Origin of the sequence: Tardiphaga sp. 841_E9_N1_2, from assembly GCF_051811065.1 — a bacterium.
Classification (GTDB): Bacteria; Pseudomonadota; Alphaproteobacteria; order Rhizobiales; family Xanthobacteraceae; genus Tardiphaga; species Tardiphaga robiniae.
The window spans coordinates 3,859,354-3,878,831 of sequence record NZ_JBPWQC010000001.1 but is presented as its reverse complement, the minus strand read 5'-3'; the positions used below and the strand labels follow the sequence as shown (position 1 = coordinate 3,878,831).

21 protein-coding genes are annotated in these 19,478 nt (G+C 59.8%); all 21 read left to right on the top strand.

The window, feature by feature from the left end; genetic code table 11:
• Nucleotides 1–29 precede the first annotated feature (29 nt).
• Complete coding sequence (locus tag AB8A50_RS18690) at nucleotides 30–1,271, top strand: alpha/beta hydrolase family protein (protein WP_439078549.1); 1,242 nt, start codon at nucleotides 30–32, stop codon at nucleotides 1,269–1,271.
• A 2-nt stretch (nucleotides 1,272–1,273) separates the two neighbouring features.
• A complete protein-coding gene (locus AB8A50_RS18685) occupies nucleotides 1,274–1,921 on the top strand; it encodes a cysteine hydrolase (protein ID WP_439078548.1) in 648 nt (215 codons plus the stop codon).
• 37 nt (nucleotides 1,922–1,958) lie between these two features.
• Nucleotides 1,959–2,843, top strand: a complete 885-nt coding sequence (locus AB8A50_RS18680; protein ID WP_439078547.1) for a polysaccharide deacetylase family protein — start codon at nucleotides 1,959–1,961, stop codon at nucleotides 2,841–2,843.
• Nucleotides 2,840–3,547, top strand: coding sequence for a fumarylacetoacetate hydrolase family protein (locus tag AB8A50_RS18675; RefSeq protein ID WP_309942401.1), 708 nt, complete (start codon nucleotides 2,840–2,842; stop codon nucleotides 3,545–3,547). The genes AB8A50_RS18680 and AB8A50_RS18675 overlap by 4 nt, the downstream gene beginning before the upstream one ends.
• A 2-nt stretch (nucleotides 3,548–3,549) precedes the next feature.
• Nucleotides 3,550–4,434, top strand: a complete 885-nt coding sequence (locus AB8A50_RS18670; RefSeq protein WP_439078546.1) for a polysaccharide deacetylase family protein — start codon at nucleotides 3,550–3,552, stop codon at nucleotides 4,432–4,434.
• A 19-nt stretch (nucleotides 4,435–4,453) separates the two neighbouring features.
• Nucleotides 4,454–5,305: a branched-chain amino acid ABC transporter permease gene (locus tag AB8A50_RS18665; protein ID WP_439078545.1), complete on the top strand. Its 852-nt coding sequence runs from the start codon at nucleotides 4,454–4,456 to the stop codon at nucleotides 5,303–5,305.
• The gene (locus AB8A50_RS18660; RefSeq protein ID WP_089267738.1) at nucleotides 5,302–6,264 is read left to right on the top strand and encodes a branched-chain amino acid ABC transporter permease; all 963 of its coding nucleotides are present in this window, start codon (nucleotides 5,302–5,304) and stop codon (nucleotides 6,262–6,264) included. The genes AB8A50_RS18665 and AB8A50_RS18660 overlap by 4 nt, the downstream gene beginning before the upstream one ends.
• Before the next feature lie 45 nt (nucleotides 6,265–6,309).
• Entirely contained in the window at nucleotides 6,310–7,569 is a 1,260-nt protein-coding gene (locus tag AB8A50_RS18655) for an ABC transporter substrate-binding protein (RefSeq protein WP_089267737.1), read from the top strand.
• A 62-nt stretch (nucleotides 7,570–7,631) separates the two neighbouring features.
• Nucleotides 7,632–8,387, top strand: coding sequence for an ABC transporter ATP-binding protein (locus AB8A50_RS18650; protein WP_184512193.1), 756 nt, complete (start codon nucleotides 7,632–7,634; stop codon nucleotides 8,385–8,387).
• Nucleotides 8,380–9,084, top strand: a complete 705-nt coding sequence (locus tag AB8A50_RS18645; protein ID WP_175368077.1) for an ABC transporter ATP-binding protein — start codon at nucleotides 8,380–8,382, stop codon at nucleotides 9,082–9,084. The genes AB8A50_RS18650 and AB8A50_RS18645 overlap by 8 nt, the downstream gene beginning before the upstream one ends.
• A 7-nt stretch (nucleotides 9,085–9,091) precedes the next feature.
• Nucleotides 9,092–9,286: a hypothetical protein gene (locus tag AB8A50_RS18640; RefSeq protein WP_175368076.1), complete on the top strand. Its 195-nt coding sequence runs from the start codon at nucleotides 9,092–9,094 to the stop codon at nucleotides 9,284–9,286.
• On the top strand, nucleotides 9,286–10,671 hold the full coding sequence (locus AB8A50_RS18635; RefSeq protein ID WP_439078544.1) for an amidase: 1,386 nt from the start codon (nucleotides 9,286–9,288) through the stop codon (nucleotides 10,669–10,671). Before AB8A50_RS18640 ends, AB8A50_RS18635 begins: the two co-directional genes overlap by 1 nt.
• Before the next feature lie 16 nt (nucleotides 10,672–10,687).
• The gene (locus tag AB8A50_RS18630) at nucleotides 10,688–11,677 is read left to right on the top strand and encodes an amidohydrolase family protein (protein WP_439078543.1); all 990 of its coding nucleotides are present in this window, start codon (nucleotides 10,688–10,690) and stop codon (nucleotides 11,675–11,677) included.
• Nucleotides 11,678–11,725: 48 nt separating this feature from the next.
• Nucleotides 11,726–12,364, top strand: a complete 639-nt coding sequence (locus AB8A50_RS18625; RefSeq protein WP_120287366.1) for a flavin reductase family protein — start codon at nucleotides 11,726–11,728, stop codon at nucleotides 12,362–12,364.
• 116 nt (nucleotides 12,365–12,480) lie between these two features.
• A complete protein-coding gene (locus AB8A50_RS18620; protein ID WP_439078542.1) occupies nucleotides 12,481–12,831 on the top strand; it encodes a VanZ family protein in 351 nt (116 codons plus the stop codon).
• A gap of 351 nt (nucleotides 12,832–13,182) precedes the next feature.
• Nucleotides 13,183–14,085 carry a LysR family transcriptional regulator gene (locus AB8A50_RS18615; RefSeq protein WP_439078541.1) on the top strand — a complete coding sequence of 301 codons (903 nt, stop codon included), beginning with the start codon at nucleotides 13,183–13,185 and terminating at the stop codon, nucleotides 14,083–14,085.
• Between the two features lie 154 nt (nucleotides 14,086–14,239).
• A complete protein-coding gene (locus AB8A50_RS18610) occupies nucleotides 14,240–14,674 on the top strand; it encodes a TadE/TadG family type IV pilus assembly protein (RefSeq protein WP_439078540.1) in 435 nt (144 codons plus the stop codon).
• Nucleotides 14,675–14,686: 12 nt separating this feature from the next.
• Complete coding sequence (locus tag AB8A50_RS18605) at nucleotides 14,687–16,345, top strand: TadG family pilus assembly protein (RefSeq protein WP_439078539.1); 1,659 nt, start codon at nucleotides 14,687–14,689, stop codon at nucleotides 16,343–16,345.
• A gap of 52 nt (nucleotides 16,346–16,397) precedes the next feature.
• Nucleotides 16,398–16,781, top strand: coding sequence for a ribbon-helix-helix domain-containing protein (locus AB8A50_RS18600; protein WP_439078538.1), 384 nt, complete (start codon nucleotides 16,398–16,400; stop codon nucleotides 16,779–16,781).
• 114 nt (nucleotides 16,782–16,895) lie between these two features.
• Nucleotides 16,896–18,563 (top strand): methyl-accepting chemotaxis protein, encoded by a 1,668-nt coding sequence (locus AB8A50_RS18595; RefSeq protein WP_439078537.1) that lies wholly within the window; start codon nucleotides 16,896–16,898, stop codon nucleotides 18,561–18,563.
• A gap of 55 nt (nucleotides 18,564–18,618) precedes the next feature.
• Entirely contained in the window at nucleotides 18,619–19,248 is a 630-nt protein-coding gene (locus AB8A50_RS18590; RefSeq protein ID WP_439078536.1) for an NUDIX hydrolase, read from the top strand.
• The last annotated feature ends 230 nt before the right edge of the window (nucleotides 19,249–19,478 follow it).

Sequence of the window (19,478 nt, the reverse complement as noted above, 5' to 3'; positions counted from 1 at the left end):
GTTCACAAGAAGCAGGCGGTACGCGTCTCATGGCGGCAGGGAAGTCGATCGGCGAAAACGCCATCGAGGAGATCACGGCGGATCGCACCCCGCACTATGAGCCGTTTGGCTGGCATCACTGGCCGGAGCATCCCTGGCTTGCCTATCAATTCCGCCGCGGTCTCGGTGAGACCCAGGAAGGCGGGGGCAGTGTGTCCGAGGTGATGCTGGCCGGTTCGCGGATGATCCCGGGCGATCTCGAAAGCTGGCATAAAGAGTGGATGGTGATCGCGGATGCCAATTGGCAGCGCGGCTTGGCCCAAGAGAGGCTCGGCCACATCCGCACGGCGATGAACTGTTTCCTGCGGGCTGCCGATTATTACCGCCAAGCCGAATTTCATCTCGAGCCGACCGATCCGCGACGGCTGCCGACCTTCGAGAAGATGGAAGCCTGCTCGCATAAGTTCATTTCCTATCTCAATCCGCCCGGCGAAGTGGTCGAAATCCCTTATGAGCCGGGCAAGCCGATCTGCGGCTACTTCATCCGTGCGCCATTTCCGGGGGACAAGCTGCCGGTGCTGATCTGCATGGGCGGTCTCGACTCCATCAAGGACGAGATGTGGTTCATGCAGGCCCATGGTTGCCTGCAGCGCGGCATCTCGGTGCTGATGGTCGATCTGCCCGGGCAGGGCGGTACCTTGCGCCGCCACGGTCTTGCGACCCGCGCCGATACGGAAGTGCCGGTCGGCAAATGTATCGACTGGCTCGAAAAGCGCGCCGATGTCGATAGCTCGCGCATCGCGGTCTGCGGCTCCAGCATGGGCGGTTACTACGCCGCGCGCGCCGGCTGTTACGAGCATCGCCTCGCGGCGGTGATCTCGCACGGGGCTGTCTGGTCGGTGCATGACATGTGGGGCCAGAAGGGCGACGACTTCGGTCTGGCGATGCATATCCGCTGGGTATTCGGCGCGAAGACCATGAAGGATGCCCATGAATTGATGAAGCCCTTCACGCTGAAGGGCCATCTCGAACATATGAAATGCCCCTATCTGGTGCTGCATGGCGGCCACGACGTGCTCACGGTGACCGCGGCGCGCTCGACCTATGACCACGCGATTGCCAATGGTGTTGATGCGACATTGCGCGTGCTTGAGCCGGACGAGACCGGCGCCGAACATTGCCAGCACGACAATCCCACCATTGGCCAGGAAGTGCTGGCCGACTGGCTCGCCGACAAATTCAAGATCGATCAGCGCACTCTGCTGAAAACTTCGTTCAACCCGCTGGTGTGATCATGAATTTTGGTGTCGATCAGATCAAGGCTGCCGTTGTCGCGATCGACCTGCATCGCGGCCATCTGGACATGTCGGTGGCGACCATGCCGACCACGCCGGATGTCGCGAAGACGGTGATCGCTGCCAATAAGCGGCTGTTCGACTGGAGCCGTAGTGTCGGCATTCCCGTGATCCACCAGGTCACGTCCTATCGCGACGAAGAAGAAATCCGCGCCAACCCGTTCTGGCGGACCCGCGCCGAGGATCCAAAAGCAACGCGCAAGAATGTGATGCGGCACAATATCATGGGCGGCCCCGGCTGCACCGTGATGCCGGAGCTGCTGGACCCCAGCGACTTCATCGTCAACACCAAGAAGCGCTATGATTGCTTCTTGGGCACCGATCTCGATTTCGTGTTGCGTTCGCACGGCATCAATACGCTGCTGATCACCGGCGTGAATACCAACTCCTGCGTGCTGGCGACGACGACGGCTGCCAATGTGCGGGACTATTCGGTAATCGTCGTCGAGGACTGTGTCGACAGCATGGACGGGCCAGAGTTGCATTCCGCCGGCCTTGCCTGCATCCGCACCGCCTTCGGTTTCGTGATGGATACCGAAGCGGTGATGCGGCTCGATGGCCTCAAGGGCGCAGGACGCGTCGCATGATCCCCTACAATCTCTCATTTTCGAAGGGCATCCAGCCATGACCGGTCCCATGCAGCCGCGCGAGCGCTGCGACTACTCCGCCATCGTCGATCGTCCTAAGCTGAAGCTGCCGGGCAACGCCCGCATGATCGTCTGGACCATCGTCAATCTCGAGGTCTGGGATATTGCCAAGCCGATGGCGCGTCAGGTGCTGCCGGCGCCGACCGGCGTTCCGCTGCTGCCCGATGTCGCCAATTGGGGCTGGCACGAATACGGCATGCGCGTCGGTGTCTGGCGTTTCTTCGATCTCTACCAGAAGCTCGGCATCAAGCCGACGCTGTCGATCAATGCGCGCGTCTGCGAGGATTATCCACGCGTGGCCCAGCAGGCGAAGGACGCCGGCTGGGAGTTCATGGGCCATGCCTATGAGCAGGGGCCCATCCACAAGGAGGCCGACCAGAAAGCGATGATCAACCGCTCGATGGATGTGATCGAGAACTTCACCGGCAAGCGCCCGGTGGGCTGGCTCGGGCCGGGTCTTACGCAGACGCTGGAGACCCCGGAATTCCTCGCCGAAGCCGGCGTGAAATATATCGGTGACTGGGTCTATGACGACGAACCAACCGTGATCCGTACCGAGAAGGGGCCGCTCACAACGCTGCCTTACACGGTGGAGATGAACGACATCCCGATGATGATGGTGCAACATCACGAGAGCACGCAGCTCCTGAACCGTGCCAAGGATCAGTTTGATCGCCTCTATGCTGAAAGCGCCGAGCGGCCGAAGATTATGTCGATCGCGATCCATCCGTATATTTCGGGTCAGCCGTTCCGCATCAAATATCTCGAAGCGATCTATGACTACGTGAACCAGTTCGAAGGCGTGGTGCATTGGAATGGCGCCCAGATCCTCGATTGGCACAATACCCAGGTGGCGAAGTGAGTGTGACGTCCCAGCAGATGCTGCCAGCAATTCCCGTCACCGGCGTGCCGGTCGTGGGGGGCGGTTTTTTCCCTGTACGCCGCGTCTATTGCGTGGGGCGCAACTATCTCGACCACATCCGCGAGATGAAGGAAGCCGACGAGCGCGATCCGCCGTTCTTCTTCCAGAAGCCGCGCGACAGCGTGGTGCCGGACGGCGCGCGCGTGCCTTATCCGGCTTTCACCGAGGACTTCCAGTTCGAGGTTGAGCTGGTGCTGGCGATCGGACGCGGCGGCCGCGATATCGCGGTGGAGGATGCGCTCGATCACATCTGGGGTTATGCCGTTGGCATCGACCTCACCCGTCGCGACCGCCAGCGCGATGCCCGCGATATGCGACTGCCTTGGGAAATGGGCAAAAGCTTCGACGCGTCCGCGCCTTGTGGCGAAATTGCGCCGGCACGCGATGCCCGGCATTTCAACAATTGCGCGATCACGCTGTCGGTGAACGGCGTCGAGAAGCAGCGCGGCGATATCGGCCAGATGATCTGGAGCGTGCCGGAGATCGTGGCGCAGCTGTCGAAGCAGATGAAGCTCGAGCCGGGCGATCTCATCTATACGGGCACGCCTGCCGGCGTGGGTCCCGTCGTTCCGGGCGACGTTATCGACGCGCGGATCGAAGGCCTGCCGTCGCTCGGCATTACCATCGTTGAGCCGGAGACCTGATCATGTTGCCGACCGAACGCATTTCCTACTCGCCGATTGACGCTCGTCCACCGCTGAAGCTGCCGAATGGCAAGCGCATGGCCGTGTGGATCATCGTCAATGTCGAGGAATGGGACGCCAAGCAGCCGATGCCGCGTACGGTGCTGACACCGCCGGCCGGCGGCTCGCCGTCGCCGGACGTCCCGAACTGGGCCTGGCACGAATACGGCAATCGCGTCGGCTTCTGGCGCATGCTGAAAGTGTTCGACGACTACAAGCTCCCCGCCGCGCTGGCGATCAATGGTTCGGCGATCGCTGCTTACCCGCCCATCGTCGAGGCAGCCAAGGCGCGCAACTGGGAATTCATGGGTCACGGTTTCACCCAGCGCAATATGCAGAAGGTTGAGAACGAACGCGAGGATATCCGCAAGACTGCCGACGTGATCGAGAAGGCCACCGGCAAGCGGCCGCGCGGCTGGCTCGGGCCCGGTCTGACCGAGACCTGGGAAACGCCGGATCTGCTGAAACAGGAAGGCTATGACTACGTCGCCGACTGGGTGCTCGACGATCAGCCGGTGTGGCTCAGGACCACGACGACGCCGATCGTCAACGTGCCCTATACGCAGGAATGCAATGACGTCGCGATGATGCTGATCCAGCATCACAAGGCGTCGGAATATTACGACCGGGCCATCGACCAGTTCGAGCAGATTTACGCGGATTCCGAGAATTCGGCCCGTGTCATGGCATTGGTTGTGCATCCCTACATCATGGGCGCGCCGCATCGCCTGAAGCACTTCCGCCGGATCTTCGAGACCATCCAGAAGAAATCCGACGTGGCTTTCATGACCGGCGAACAGATTCTCGATTGGTATCTTTCGGTCGGACCGAAAGCGCCAGAAGCATAGATCAGGCAAGCAGCAGGGCATGAGTCTCTTTCAACTCCTCAACGGCCTGACTTTCGCCGCGTTGCTGTTCGTCGTGGCAAGCGGCTTCACGCTGATCTTCGGCCTGCTGCGCATCGTCAATCTCGCGCATGGCGCGCTGTATCTGTTCGGCGGCTATATCGGCTATAGCGTTGTGGTGAAGACCGGCAGCTTTGTGCTCGGCGGTATAGGCGCCATGGCTGCGATTGCGGCCATCGGCTTCGTGCTCGATCAGGGATTGCTGCGCTTTGTACGTGGCAATGAGCTGCGGCAGGTGCTGCTGACCCTCGGCGTCGCCTTTTTCCTCAACGATCTCGCGCTGGTGATCTGGGGCGGCGACAGCTTCACTGTGCCGATCCCGGAGATGTTGCGCGGCGGCACGCGGGTGTTCGGCACCTTCTATCCGATCTACCGGTTGTTTGTGCTGGGCATGGGCATCTTCGTCTTCATCGGCCTGTGGGTGCTGCTCAATCATACAAGGCTCGGCGCGCTGATCCGTGCCGGCGTCGACGATGCCGAGATGGTGGAAGCCTCCGGCGTGAATATCCGCCGTGTCTTCCTCTTCACCTTCCTGTTCGGTTCGGCGCTGGCCGGCCTTGGTGGCCTGATGGGAGGCGCGTTCCTGTCGCTCTATCCGTCGGCGGACGCGGAAATCCTCACCTTTAGTCTCGCCGTCGTCATCATCGGTGGGCGTGGCAGCCTCGTCGGCGTCGGTGTCGGTAGCCTGCTGGTCGGGCTCCTGAATACGCTCGGCCAGGTGATGTTCCCCGAACTCGCTTATTTCGTGATCTTCGGCCCGATGGCGGTGTTGCTCGCATTCCGTCCGCTCGGCCTGTTCGGACGTGCCACATGACGCAGCCCGTATCCAAAACGTCAGTTCTCGCCGGCATGACTAGCCGTGCGCTCGTCATCGCCGCGCTGGTGGTGATCGTCGCGGCCTGCCTGCCGATGGTGCTGTCGAGCTATCAGGTCGGCCTCGCCACCGAAGTGTTGATCTTCGGAGTCCTTGCCATGTCGATCGACATTCTCGCCGGCTTTGCCGGCCGGACTTCCCTCGGGCATGGTGCCATCTTCGGTGTCTCGACCTATGTCGTCGTTTATGCGACCGGCCAGGCCGGTCTGTCGCCCTGGGCGGGCTTCGCGCTCGGTGTGCTGGCGGCCACCGCGGTGGCCTCGGTATTTGCGCTGCTCGCAGTCCGCACCTCCGGCGTCTACTTCCTGCTGCTGACGCTGGCGCTCGGCATGATCGTGTGGGGCGTCTGCTTGCGCTGGACGCAGGTCACCGGGGGCGAGAACGGCATGCGCGCCGATGTGCGGCCGGCAGCCCTGATGAGCCACAGCGCGTTCTATTGGGCGGTGCTGGCCGGCGCCGTCATTGTATCTTTTGCCATGTGGCGGTTCGTGCGATCTCCGTTCGGCCTGACGCTGCGCGGCATCCGAGACAGTGAAAGCCGCATGCGCAGCCTCGGCTACAATGTGCCACTGCATCTGTTCATCGGTTTCACGGTGTCCGGCATCTTCGCCGGTATCGCCGGGGGCCTCTACGCGATGTTCAACAATTTCGTCAGCCCTTCGACCGTCGCGCTCGCGCAATCGGTGGAAGGCGTGTTGATGATGATCGCCGGCGGTGTCGGCACGTTGTTCGGCGCCTTTGTCGGGGCAGCGGCGATCATCGTGCTGGAAAACATCGTCAGCTCTTACACCGAACGCTGGCTGATGGTTCTCGGCATCACATTCGTTCTCATCATGATCTTCGCTCCCGAGGGCATCATAGGCAAGCTGCGCGCGATCACCTCGCGCAAGGTGCGATAAGTCGGTTTCACGTTTCAATCGGGTTGCTCACGAAAGGACTTCGAGATGGATCGCAGGCAATTTCTCAAGAACACTACGGCGGCCGTCGCTGCCGCGGGCGTCGGCGTCGCTCCGTGGCGCTCCGCACAGGCCCAGGCCGGCCCGATCAAGATCGGTCTGTTGGCGCCGCTGACCGGCGTTGTCGCGTCCGGCGGCAAGGAAATGGTCGAGGGCGTGCAGTTCTATCTCGATCAGGTAAAGAACGAGATGGGCGGCCGCAAGGTCGAGCTGGTGATCGAGGACGATGCGTCGAATCCCGACACTGCTCTGCAGAAAGCGCGCCGCCTGGTCGAGCAGGGCAATTGCCATATGCTGATCGGCAACCTGCTCGCCAATACCGGCCTTGCTGTCGCCAACTACGTCAAGGGCACCGGAACGCCCTACTTCATTCCGATTATCGCGGCTGACGATCTCACCCAGCGCGCCCGCATCAAGAACGTAATCCGCGTCGCCGGCTATTCAGCCAGCGCCTTCACCCATCCGTTCGGCGATTGGGCCCTGAAGCAGGGTTACAAGAAGATCGCCACCATCAGCCAGGATTACACCTTCGGCCACGAACAGTGCGGCGGTCTCGCCCAGGTCTTCACTGAAGGTGGCGGGCAGATCGTGCAGCAGTTCTGGCATCCGCTGAACACCGCCGACTTCAGCCCCTATCTCGGCCAGCTCGCCGATCTCAAGGTCGACGCGATCTTCGCGATGGAGACCGGCGCGGACTCGACTCGTCTGATCCAGCAATACGCGTCCTTCGGCCTGAAGGAAAAGACGCCGCTGTTGATGGCGATGAACGGCACCGACCAGTCGGTGATCCGCACCATGGGCCCCGAATGCGAAGGCATCATCGCAGCGGCACATTTCGCCGAAGGTTCGGACGTCCCGACCACGGCAAAGTTCGAGAAGGATTATGAGGCGAAGTACGGCAAGATCCCGTCGCTCTACGGTTTCTCGATGTATTCCGGCATGATGTGGATCGATGCCGCGCTGAAGAAGATGGGCGGCAAGGTCGAGGACCGCGAAACCTTTATCGATACGGTACTGAAGACCGAGCTCGACAATTCGCCGCTCGGCAAGACCGTGAAGTTCGACGACTACGGCAACCCGATCTACGACGTCTACATTCGCAAGGTCGTCAAGCGCGCCGATGGCAAATACTGGAACGTGCCGATCGAGACCTATCCGAATGTCTCGCAATTCTGGAAGTACGATCCGGCGACCTATCTGAAGCAGCCGCCTTACTCGCGGACCTTCCAGGGCATCAAGAAGACCTGATTCAATATTGCTGACATCGAGGCGCGGCCGTATCGCCGCGTCTCGTTCACTGGGAATTATTCGTGTCCGAACCGATCCTGACGCTGACAGATGTGGTCGTGGCCTTCGATGCCTTGCGGGCGGTCGATGGCGTCAGCCTGATTGTGCCGCGGGGCCAGCGCCGCGCCATCATCGGCCCCAATGGCGCCGGCAAGACCACATTGTTCAATGCCATCGCCGGCGCGCATCCGCCGACCTCCGGCAAGATCAAATTCAACGGGCATGATGTGTCCAGACTGCCGCCACACCGGCGTGCGCAGCTCGGCATCTCGCGCACCTTCCAGATCACCAATCTGTTCCCCACGCTGAGCGTGCAAGACAACATGATGCTGGCGCTGCGCGGATTGAAGCCGAAGAAGTTTTCGCTGTTCGGTTCGCCCGATCCGGACGATAGCGAGGCTACACGTATCGCGGCCGCGCTGAATGCCGCACGGATCGCCGAACGCGCGGACATCATCGTCAAGGAAATGTCCTATGGCGAGCAGCGTCAGCTCGAAATCGCGATTGCGCTGGTGACGACGCCGACCATGTTGCTGCTGGATGAGCCCGCGGCCGGCCTGTCGCCGTCGGAGCGCTCGATGATTGCCGACGTGATCCGCTCGCTCGACCCGGCAATCACCGTGATCCTGATCGAACACGACATGGATCTGGCGCTCGGTCTGGTCGACTACGTCACCTGCATGTTCGAAGGCCGCGTGCTGGTGGAGGAGCCGCCGGAAGGCATCCGACGCAACAAGCAGGTTCAGGAAGTCTATCTCGGGAAGCCGCGTCATGCTTGAGGTCAAGGATCTGCACAGCGGTTACGGCGACGCGGTTGTGGTGCGCGGTGCGTCGCTTGAAGTGCGCCCTGGCGAGATCGTGGCGCTGCTCGGCCGCAATGGCATGGGCAAGACCACCTTCATTCGCTCGATCATGGGCCTGACGCCGCCGCAGGTGCGCTCGGGCACGATCACCTGGCGCAGCGATAGCCTTATTGGTCTGCGTCCTCATGATATAGCCAATCGCAAGATTGCGATCGTGCCGCAGGGCCGCCGGCTGTTTCCGTCGCTGACGGTCACCGAACATCTGACCATGCTGAAGAGCGCGCGCGCCAAGGATGGCTGGACGCTCGATCGCGTATTCGGCATTTTTCCGCGGCTTGCTGAGCGCCGCTATCACCGCGGCGGCCAGTTGTCTGGCGGTGAGCGCGGCATGCTGGCTGTGGGCCGTGCGCTGATGATCGATCCCGAATTGATCCTGATGGACGAGCCGTCCGAAGGTCTCGCGCCGGTGATGGTGCAGCACCTCGAAAGCATCATTCTCGACCTTAAAAAGGAAGGGTTGTCGATCTTGCTGGTCGAGCAGAATCTCTACAGCGCGCTGGCCGTCGCCGATCGCGTCTACATTATGGAAACCGGGCAGATCGTGCATCACGGCACGTCGCAAGAAATGAACCAGCAGACTGATGTGCTGTTCCAGCGCCTCGGCGTGCATTGAGGTGATCATGAGCGAAAATTTGCTGCGCCAAGTAGCCGCCGAATTGAACAAGGCGCCCGGCGCCGCTGAACGCACACCGCGCATGACGGGGCTGGTCGTGGAAAACAACACGCGCGTCGCAACTGCGGCTGTACAAGACATGGCGTTCGATTCGACGCCCTACGCCTATCAGGCGTGGCTCGCTGGCATGGACAAGCGCTGATGCAGAGCGCAATCGCAGCCCTTGATCTCTGCGCTCTCGCGGATGCTGTTGCTAAAGGCGAAGTCACGTCCGTGAAGGCGACAACGGTGGCGCTGGAACGGCTCGATCTGATCGGCCGCAAATTGAATGCGGTGGTGCGGCTTGACGACGAACGGGCGCTGGATGCGGCCGAAGCCGCCGACAAGTTGCGCGTATCGGGGGCGGCATTACCAGTACTGCATGGCGTGCCCCTTGCACATAAAGACCTCTTCTATCGCGCCGGTGATCTGTCCGGTGGCGGCTCAAAAATCCGGGCGGACTTTCGCGCCGACGTGACAGCCACGGTGATCGCTCGGCTCGATGCCGCCGGCGCGCTCGATCTCGGCCGGCTGCAGCTGGCTGAATTCGCCATGAGTCCGACGGGCTATAACGAATCGCTGGGACATGCACGCAACCCATGGAATCCGGGGCATGTGCCGGGCGGCTCGTCCTCCGGTTCCGGCGTCGCCGTCGCCGCGCGCCTCGTGACCGGCTCGCTCGGGACGGATACCGGCGGTTCACTACGTCATCCCGGCGCGATGTGCGGCCTGATCGGGCTGAAGCCGACCTGGGGACTGGTTCCGACCGATGGTGTGATGCCGCTATCTGCCTCACTGGATTGCACGGGACCTCTGGCTCGTACCGCACGGGATGTCGCGCGACTGCTGTCGGTGATCGCGGATCGCGACTATGAAGCGACGCTCGACAGGGGTGTGATCGGGATGCACATCGCAATTCCCGGTGGGTACTACCGCGAGCTCCTGCATCCGGATGTGGCGACTGCGCTCGACGAAGCCGTGAAGACGTTGCGGTTGCTCGGCGTCACCGTCGTCGAGACCTCACCGCCGGATATGGCCTTGATCAACGCGCTGATGCAGATCGTCATGAGCGTCGAGGCCGCGACGATCCATCGCCGCTGGCTAATCGACCGCCCGCAGGATTATGCCGATCAGGTGCGCTCGCGCATCGAGCCTGGCCTGCTCTATCCGGCGACCCGTTATGTGGAAGCGCTGTCGCTGCGTACGCAGATCACCCAGCAATGGATCGCGTCCTGCATCGGATCCGCCGATCTCGCGCTGCTGCCGGCGATCTCGATTCCGGTACCGACCATCGCGGCGACCACCGAAGGCAATCCCGCCGACGTCGCTGCTGTGATCGGCCAGCTCACACATTGCACCCGCGGCATCAATTATCTCGGTCTCCCCGGAGCGTCAGTGCCGTGCGGCTTCGATGCGGCAGGTCTGCCGATCGCGTTCCAGCTGGTTGGCCGCCCCTATGCCGAGGCCGATATCCTGCGCGCCGCTCACGCCTATCAGGGCGCGACCGACTGGCATCAGCGTGTCCCCGCCAGTGCCGAACTGAACTAAGAAGAAGAGATTTCGAATGCCCATCATTGACATGCACACCCATGCACTCAGCAAGCGCGTCGAACCGTTGGTGGCCGGACATTACGACCCGATGGACAATCCCTATCGGCGCGACATGTCGCCGGCGAGCCGCGAAACTGATGCAGAGCAGGGCAAGCTGCTGCCGGGCCTGATGCTCGACATCGCCAAGCGCCGCGAAATGATGGCGAAGATGGGCGTCGACTTTCAGGTGATCGCGCCGGCACCGGCGCAACAGAATTACTGGGCCGACGAGGATTTGCAATGTGCGCTGTCGCGCGTGCAGAACGAAGACATTGCCGCGCTCGTGGCGCAGGATCCTGCACATTTCGCCGGGATGGGTACGCTGCCGATGCGGTTTCCCGGGCGTGCGGTGGAGGAGGCGGTTCATGCAGTCGAGCAGCTCGGCCTGCGCGGCTTCCAGATCGATACCCGCGTCGAAAACCTCGAACTGTCCCATGCCGCCTTCGATCCACTCTATGCGCGGCTTGCCAAACTGCGCATACCGTTGTTCGTGCATCCCCTGGGTTTCTCCCATGGCCAGCGGCTCGGCGATTTCTTCATGGTCAACAGCGTCGGCCAGCCCATCGAGGAGACCATTGCGATCGCCCACTTCATCATGGGCGGCATTTTAGACCGGCACCCGGATCTCGACGTGGTTATCGCCCACGGCGGTGGTTTCTACCCATTCTACGCAGCCCGACTGGATCACGCCTGGAAGGTGCGTCCGGAAGTACGCCGGCTCACGGCAGATGCGCCGTCGACCTATCTCAAGCGGCTCTGGTTTGACACCTGCGTGTTCTCTGCGGAGCTGATCGACAATCTCGTCAAGACGGTGGGCGTGGATCACGTCATGATGGGCTCGGACTACCCGTTCGACATGGGGGACCCCGATCCGGTAGGGCTGGTCAACAAGGCCAAGCTATCGGACACTGATCGTCAGAAAGTCCTGTTCGGTAATGCGAGCCGGCTGTTCAAGATCGGATAAGCTCCTGCCTCGTTGCGGCAAGGTGCGGCACAAGAGGCAAAACCTGCGATGACGATCCACTTTGATTTCGCCAAGCTTAGCGCGCCGGAGCGCTACAAGTTGCTTTGTGGTCTTGTTGTCCCGCGACCGATTGCGTTGATCACAACCATTTCCGAGGCTGGCGTGGTCAATGCAGCGCCGTTCTCTTTCTTCAATGTGTTCTCCGAAAAGCCGCCGCTGGTGGTGGTCGGCCTGCAGGCCAGGCCCGATCTGTCGGTCAAGGACACGACCCGCAATGTGCGCGCCAATGGGTTGTTTGTTATCAATATGGTGGATGAGGCCCTTGCCAACGATATGGTCGATTGTTCGATCAGCTTTCCATCTGACATCGGTGAACTGGATGCCCTGCAGCTCCCAATGACGGCTGGCATCAATGTGCCGGTCCCGCATTTGGCGAAGGCGCCTGCGGCACTGGAATGCCGAAAAGTGACAATGATGAACTTTGGCGCAGAACGCGACCTACTGGTCGGAGAGGTCCTGGGCATTCAGGTTCGCGATGGTGTTGTCGACCCCGTCACCTTGCGTACGGACTATGATCACTATCTTCCGGTCGCACGCATCGCGGGAACCATGTATGCACGGATGCAAGATCGGTTCGAGATCAAACCTGACAGTTTAGACACCTGGCAACTCCGCAACCCCCGCTGAGGGAGGTTTTGTCCGCGGAGTGCGTCGGAATGCCGGTGGTAGTTCTCTGCGCGTTCGATTAACCGTCAGAGGTGAGAAATTGCCGCTCCTGCGGTTGCATGGGATATGACTGCTGGATGTATCGGAAAACCGTCATTGTTGTCGCGTGGACTACACTTGCATTGATTGCTTTTGCGACTCTGTCACCGATCGGGCTGCGGCCGCATTTTGGCGGCGTCAGCCTTGAGCGCTTCGGCGCATTCGCAGTCGTGGGCCTTTTGTTCGGTCTCGCCTATCCCCGCCATCTCTGGCTTGTTCTGACGCTCGTTGGGGGGGCGGCAGTCGGGCTGGAGGTGCTGCAACATCTGACGCCGGACCGCCACGGCGAGGTGCGGGATGCGCTGGTCAAACTTGCAGGTGGCGTCACCGGCATCGGGATATCGCTCGCGCTCCATCAGACCTTAAAGCGATTTATCACCTTAGGTTGAGAATCAGCTGAACTACCTCACTGAGGTACGTCAGTTTTTTCCGCGAATCGCGTTTGGTGAGTTCCAGCCTGTGAAGCGCTATCCCGATGCTTTACATCTCGCCGCTTTAAAAAAAAATACGTGTAATCACGGTAGCGCTCTACCCGCGCCCCCTCTTTGAGACTGCTAATGGCAGAAATCACACATGTCTCCACATGAAAGTACTTGGCATGTGTAAAAAGACACCGATACAACTTGAAGGAAGGTGTATGCCGTGGCGTCTACAATTTCGACGAGCCTAAGAAACGTTTCGGCCAGATTGATGTAGATGGCCGATGACTTTGGTGTGACGTCTCGAAGCGGACAATTCCGTTGCGTGGAGAAGACGTCGATCTCAAAGGACAACGTATTATGCATCGGCGGTACCAGCATTCGAGCATCCCGACCGAAATCATGCGATCGGTTGTCGGTATCTCCGAAGCCGGCAGCATCACCAAGGCCGCGAAGCTGCTCGGCTTGAGCCAGCCGGCCATCAGCTCGCAGATCAAGCGCATTGAGCACGCGGTCGGCGGCAGTATCTTCCAGAAGTCTGCCAACGGCTCATCGACGACAGAACTCGGAAAGCTCGTTCTGATCCAGGCCAGGAAGATTTTGGAGGCGAACGACCAGTTGCTCTTGCTGCGTGGCGCTTCGCCCGAAGATCAGACCATCCGGCTTGGTCTGACCAATTTCTATTCGCAACGCGCAATGGAAGGGATGAGCAAGGCGGCGATGAGCAATGTCTGCATCTATTCAGATAATTCGGCCGAGATCGCGAAAAGCATGCTCGACGGCTACGTCGATGTCGGCGTGTTCCTCAGTATCTCCGAAATACCCGGGGATGCGGCCATCGATGTCATCGCGCAGCGCGACGATGAATTGACTTGGGTTCGATCTAGGGATTTTACGTTAAGCCCTGGCGCGCCCATTCCGTTGCTGACCTGGCCGGGGCAGATCGTGCATAACGTCATGATTCATGCGCTTGAGCGCAAGGGAATGATCTATCGTATCGCATTTTCCAGCCCGGACTATCATGCACGGATCGAGGCTGCGAAGGCGGGCATCGGTTTGACCCTGCTGCCAACGGCTCTGATCCCGGCGTCGCTCTTGGCGGCCAATGAGTATTATCTTCCAAAGCTGACGATACCCAAACTCGTGCTATGCGCGCGCGAGGGTATTCGCAAGAAACACAGCATTCTAATAGAGGAACTACACGTTAAATTCTTCGGTATATAGTTCTCTCATCAGCGCGCGTATCAGAAAACATGATCACCTCATCAAATCCAATGCCATCATCCAACACAATGCAGGCATTGGAGATTATCGATCCCACCAAGTGGTAGCAGAAGTTGTATAGGTAGTTTTCACGCGGTCTTGCGAAGCTCAGCGCATGTTGAGATTCGACGCCGGCATGAAAAAACTCCTATCGTGTCGACGCGGTTCTTCCGCAGTCGAATTCGCGATGCTGCTTCCCGTCTTTCTGTCGATCGTTTTCGGCATCGTCGTCTTCGGGTCATATTTTGCGGTCGTTCACGGTGTTCAGCAGCTTGCTGCCGAGGCAGCACGTTCCTCTGTCGCCGGGCTGACCGAGACCGAACGTGGCTCGATCGCATCGACCTATGTCACGTCGAATGCCGCGACTTATCCGCTGATCAATGCGTCAAAGCTGAGCGTCAATGCAGCGACATCGTCGTCGAACGCAAACGTCTTCGTGGTCACGGTCAACTACGACGCGTCGACCATGTTCATCTATTCACTTCCTTTCGTGCCGATGCCTCCATCGCAAGTCTCGCGATCTGCCGCCATTCCCTACGGAGGGTTTTGAGCGATGGAACCGATGCGCGCACTTCTCAAGAGGTTTCGCGCCGACCAGCGCGGAAATATTGCCATCATGTCTGCGGGCGGCATGATCCTGGCCGTTTGTTGTGCTGCACTGGGTGTCGATATCGGGACCATTGCCGCCGATCGTCGCAAGACGCAGGCTGCCACGGATCTCGCCGCGATCGTTGCGGCCAGCAACTTAAGCAATGCGACAAACGCAGCAAAGGCGGCGGTCACCAGCAATAACTATCCAGCAAGCGCTCTGGTCGGTGTAGAACTCGGAACTTACACAACCAATTCCGCCGTCGCTGCGCAAAGCCGCTTTGTCACGCCAGCGACTGGAACAGCCAATGCGGCGCGGGTCAGTCTTCAGACGGCGACGCCCCTCTACTTCAGCCATTTCTTTACCGGCAGCAACAATTTCACCATCAAGACAACGGCGACCGCAACAACGACGGCCATCGCGTCGTTCTCGATCGGTTCGCGATTGGCATCGTTAAATGGCGGCTTGTTGAATAGTGTTCTCGGATCGATGCTGGGCACGACCCTGTCGCTGTCAGTCATGGACTACAATGCGCTTCTTGGCGCGCGCATCGATGCTTTCACCTTCCTCTCAGCGCTGGCGACGCGCGTCGGTCTGACCGGTGTGACTTATGACACGCTGCTGAATTCGAACATCAAGATCGGGGACGTTCTTGCCGCAGCGCTAAGCGCGCAGCAGGCTACCAATGGCAGCGGCACCGCTACCACCGCACTCTCGACGATATCGCAGGCTTCGGCATCCGTGACGACCAAGATTGCGCCTGGCAAGCTGATCGATGCGGGCCCCTACGCGAACCTGATTGTGGGCGCCAAGCCGAAAGACGGTGTGAGCATCTCGCTTTACGATTTGCTGCAGGCAACAGCTGGAATCGCTAACGGCACCAACCAGATCGCCACATCCGTCAATTTAGGTCTGCCGGGCATTGCCAGCGCGTCACTGACGGCGACCATTGGCGCACGGCCACAGGGATCCGGCTGGATTGCCGTGGGCACGCAGGGCGTCAGTGTTCATACAGCTCAGACACGTGTGCTGCTATCCATCCAATTGATCGGAAGTGGTTCGGCGTCATTGGTCAATCTGCCGGTTTATGTAGAGGTCGCGTCGGGCACAGCGACGCTGAACAAGGTCAGTTGCGGCTATCCCAACGTCAATACATCGAGCGTCACGCTTGGCGTTACGCCGGGCATTGTCGATGCATGGATAGGTAACGTCACTGTAGCCGACCTCAACAATGTTGCGACCAAGCCGAATCCAGGGCCGGCACCGCTTGTGAATCTCCTGGGTATTCCAATTGTGACGGCAAAGGCCCATGCGGGCATGGGCAACACCACGCCGGTCATCGTCAATTTCAGCTATTCGGATATCACGTCGCAGACGAAGAAGACCGTAAACACGACAAACTTCACGTCGTCCCTGACGGGCAGTCTGCTTGGCGACCTCAACATCAGTGTTCTTGGACTGGGTTTGGCGATCCCGGGTCTTGGTGGACTCGTCACCAGCATCATCAGCGGGGCAACCAGTTCAATCGATCAATTGCTGGCGGCAACGTTGGCAAGTCTCGGCGTCGGAATTGGACAGGCCGATGTGTGGGTATCCGGCATTCGCTGTGACGGCGCAGTGTTAGTGAACTGAATCAGTAACGCGTGAACTTCAATGCCAGCTTTAACAGAAGAGGACTGATAAAATGGGATACGAAGCCGCAATGAACCGCCCCAACGTTAACCGCAAGCGCTCGGTTGTCGTCTCGAAAAAACGCACTAGCGTCAGCCTGGAAGACAGCTTCTGGGCCAGCCTGCAAGCGATCGTTCGCATGGAGAATACCACTATCGAGCACTATATCGAGAAGATTGAGCGCAAGCGCGAAACACCAAATCTATCATCCAACCTGCGTATCGCCGTGCTCGAGTATTTTCAGCAGATTGCTGCACGCAGCTTGACAGCCGGTACGGCCGATCAACCGGCGGCGAGCAGCAATGCCAAGCTGCATGACAACCACAACCAGCTGGCTGAAAAGGTAGCGGCCTATTGGGGGCGTGAGGGATCACAGAATCAGCAGCTGGTCGAATAGGTCAGCTGCTCGAACCTTCCAGTTTATTTGATTTGAGGAAACGACGCGCAGTGCCGCGCGACGTCGTTCGTCGACTATTTTACGACAACGGCCGTTTTGGCCACGGAGCGACAGATGTTTAACCGACAGAGCAAGACCGATTTGCAGAATGTGTTGGCGCAAGCGACCGCCATCAGTCGCTCCCAGGCCATCATAGAATTCAATCTCGATGGCACGATCATCAAAGCGAATGAGAATTTTCTCAAGGCGCTCGGCTACACGCTCGATGAGATCAAGGGCAAGCACCACAGTATATTTGTGGAGCCTGCCGTACACGAGAGTGTCGCTTATCGGGAGTTCTGGGGTAACCTTAACAGGGGTGAATTTCAGGCAGGGCAGTTCAAGCGGGTCGCCAAAGGCGGCAGGGAGATCTGGATCGAGGCCTCCTATAACCCGATCATGGACAAGAGTGGTAAGCCGTTCAAAGTCATCAAATTCGCTACAGATATCACGGCGCAGAAACTCGAAAGCCTCGAAGCTTCCGGAAAAGTGATCGCGATCAGCCGTGCGCAGGCGGTTATCGAATTCAATCTTGACGGAACTATCATTACCGCAAACGAGAATTTCCTGAACACGCTTGGTTACGCGCTGTCCGAAATACAGGGGCGGCATCACAGCATGTTCGTGGAAGCCGGTGAACGCGATGGCGCAGCCTACCGGGACTTCTGGGCGCGGCTCGGCCGGGGTGAGTATCAGGCGGCCGAATACAAGCGCGTCGGCAAGGGTGGCAAGGAAATCTGGATTCTCGCGACCTATAATCCGATTCTCAATGATGCCGGCAAGCCGTTCAAGGTTGTGAAATTCGCGACCGACGTGACCCAACAAAAGTTGCTGGCCGCTGATAGCAACGGCCAGATGGCGGCTATTCGCAAGTCGCAGGCGGTCATCGAGTTTCGCATGGATGGCACCATCCTGACGGCAAACCAGAATTTCCTTGATACGGTCGGTTACACGATCGACGAAATCCGGGACCGGCATCACAGCATGTTTGTCGATCCGATAGAGCGATCTGGCGCGGCCTATGTGGAATTCTGGGCGAGCCTCAATCGCGGGACCTATCAGGCCGCAGAATACAGGCGCATCGGAAAGGGGGGGCGGGAGATCTGGATCCAGGCATCCTACAATCCGATTTTCGATCTGAATGGCAAGCCGTTTAAGGTGGTCAAATACGCTGCCGATATTACGGCGCAGGCCATGGCACGCTTGAAAGCGGAGCGCGCTCGTTCCTTGATCGAGTCGGTCGCTGCTGGCAGCGAAGAGATGAATGCATCGATCCGCGAAATCTCCGAGACGATGGTGAAGTCCCGGCAGACGGCAGAATCCGCGGTGCAACAGGTGGAGACGGCGGACATCCAGGCGCAGCGGCTTACCTCGGCTGCACATGCCATGGGAGGCATCGTTGGGCTCATCGGTGACATTACCGGCCAGATCAACCTGCTGGCGCTCAACGCGACGATCGAATCGGCTCGCGCTGGTGAGGCGGGGCGGGGTTTTGCGGTGGTGGCGGCGGAGGTCAAGAATTTGGCCAACCAGGCCAAACAGGCGACCGACAAGATCAGCAGCGAGATCGAGGCGCTGAACGGTATCTCCGGTGACGTGGTTGGCGCGCTGGTCTCGATCAAGCAGGCGATCGAACATGTTAACGAGTTCGTGACCTCGACGGCAGCGGCCGTCGAAGAGCAGAGCACTGTGACCAGTGATATGTCGGACAACATGCAGCGCGCGGCATCTGAACTGGCCTGATGCGCTGAATTTATCGGCTTTGTTGGATCATCCGTGACTGTGCTATCAATCGCGGATGATCCTGCCGTTCAATGCCGCCACCCGAACAATGATCGAGACTCGCCTAGCCGCATTCACGCGGATCGTCGAGGGCCAGTACGCTTCGGGGCTGAAGCGTGCGGCGGTGGCCCTGGTGATGGTTGAAGCCGCACCCGAATTGGAGACCTCACTGTTGCTGACGTTACGCGCGTCCGGTCTGCGCGCTCACAGTAATCAATGGGCGCCTCCTGGCGGTCGCTGCGATCCTGGTGAGACACCCGTGCAGGCGGCAATCCGCGAGTTGCGTGAGGAGCTCGGTCTGCAGCTCACGCAGGACGATGTCATCGGCGTCCTCGACGATTACCCGACCCGCTCCGGCTATCTGATCACGCCTGTCGTCATGTGGGCGCACGACAGCGTTCAATTGATGCCGAACCCCGATGAGGTCGCCTCGGTTCATCGCATTGCGCTGTCGCAGATCGCGCGGCCGCAGGCGTTCGATTTCGTTGCCATTCCCGAGAGCGACCGGCGTCTGATCCGCTACAGCCATTTCGGCCACTTTATTCACGCGCCGACCGCCGCGCTGATCTATCAGTTCAGCGAAGTTCTTGCGGGGCGCACCACCCGTGTGGCCGAGCTGGAGCAGCCGGTCTTCGCGTGGAAGTGATTCTGCTCCCCGGCGCGACGTGTCAGCGCAGGCAGCGTCCGGCCTTGGAAAGACATTGTTCACCAAACTCATCCAACGTCATTTTAAGCGGGGTATGTTTGACCCGCCTGGGACGGGCGCGGGGCGGCGTCCCGCCTCATTCCTCTGCATGGCCGGCTATGCCGGCTGACATCTCGACAGGTCCCATGTCTCATTTGATTCGCACCTTTACTGCCACTGTCCCGCTCGCG

What these genes read in the sequence shown, in the direction of transcription:
- AB8A50_RS18690 (WP_439078549.1), top strand. Translation starts at nt 30, where the DNA reads ATGGCGGCAGGGAAGTCGATCGGCGAAAACGCCATCGAGGAGATCACG.
- AB8A50_RS18685 (WP_439078548.1), top strand. Translation starts at nt 1,274, where the DNA reads ATGAATTTTGGTGTCGATCAGATCAAGGCTGCCGTTGTCGCGATCGAC.
- AB8A50_RS18680 (WP_439078547.1), top strand. Translation starts at nt 1,959, where the DNA reads ATGACCGGTCCCATGCAGCCGCGCGAGCGCTGCGACTACTCCGCCATC.
- AB8A50_RS18670 (WP_439078546.1), top strand. Translation starts at nt 3,550, where the DNA reads ATGTTGCCGACCGAACGCATTTCCTACTCGCCGATTGACGCTCGTCCA.
- AB8A50_RS18665 (WP_439078545.1), top strand. Translation starts at nt 4,454, where the DNA reads ATGAGTCTCTTTCAACTCCTCAACGGCCTGACTTTCGCCGCGTTGCTG.
- AB8A50_RS18660 (WP_089267738.1), top strand. Translation starts at nt 5,302, where the DNA reads ATGACGCAGCCCGTATCCAAAACGTCAGTTCTCGCCGGCATGACTAGC.
- AB8A50_RS18655 (WP_089267737.1), top strand. Translation starts at nt 6,310, where the DNA reads ATGGATCGCAGGCAATTTCTCAAGAACACTACGGCGGCCGTCGCTGCC.
- AB8A50_RS18645 (WP_175368077.1), top strand. Translation starts at nt 8,380, where the DNA reads ATGCTTGAGGTCAAGGATCTGCACAGCGGTTACGGCGACGCGGTTGTG.
- AB8A50_RS18640 (WP_175368076.1), top strand. Translation starts at nt 9,092, where the DNA reads ATGAGCGAAAATTTGCTGCGCCAAGTAGCCGCCGAATTGAACAAGGCG.
- AB8A50_RS18635 (WP_439078544.1), top strand. Translation starts at nt 9,286, where the DNA reads ATGCAGAGCGCAATCGCAGCCCTTGATCTCTGCGCTCTCGCGGATGCT.
- AB8A50_RS18630 (WP_439078543.1), top strand. Translation starts at nt 10,688, where the DNA reads ATGCCCATCATTGACATGCACACCCATGCACTCAGCAAGCGCGTCGAA.
- AB8A50_RS18625 (WP_120287366.1), top strand. Translation starts at nt 11,726, where the DNA reads ATGACGATCCACTTTGATTTCGCCAAGCTTAGCGCGCCGGAGCGCTAC.
- AB8A50_RS18620 (WP_439078542.1), top strand. Translation starts at nt 12,481, where the DNA reads ATGTATCGGAAAACCGTCATTGTTGTCGCGTGGACTACACTTGCATTG.
- AB8A50_RS18610 (WP_439078540.1), top strand. Translation starts at nt 14,240, where the DNA reads ATGTTGAGATTCGACGCCGGCATGAAAAAACTCCTATCGTGTCGACGC.
- AB8A50_RS18605 (WP_439078539.1), top strand. Translation starts at nt 14,687, where the DNA reads ATGCGCGCACTTCTCAAGAGGTTTCGCGCCGACCAGCGCGGAAATATT.
- AB8A50_RS18600 (WP_439078538.1), top strand. Translation starts at nt 16,398, where the DNA reads ATGGGATACGAAGCCGCAATGAACCGCCCCAACGTTAACCGCAAGCGC.
- AB8A50_RS18595 (WP_439078537.1), top strand. Translation starts at nt 16,896, where the DNA reads ATGTTTAACCGACAGAGCAAGACCGATTTGCAGAATGTGTTGGCGCAA.
- AB8A50_RS18590 (WP_439078536.1), top strand. Translation starts at nt 18,619, where the DNA reads ATGATCCTGCCGTTCAATGCCGCCACCCGAACAATGATCGAGACTCGC.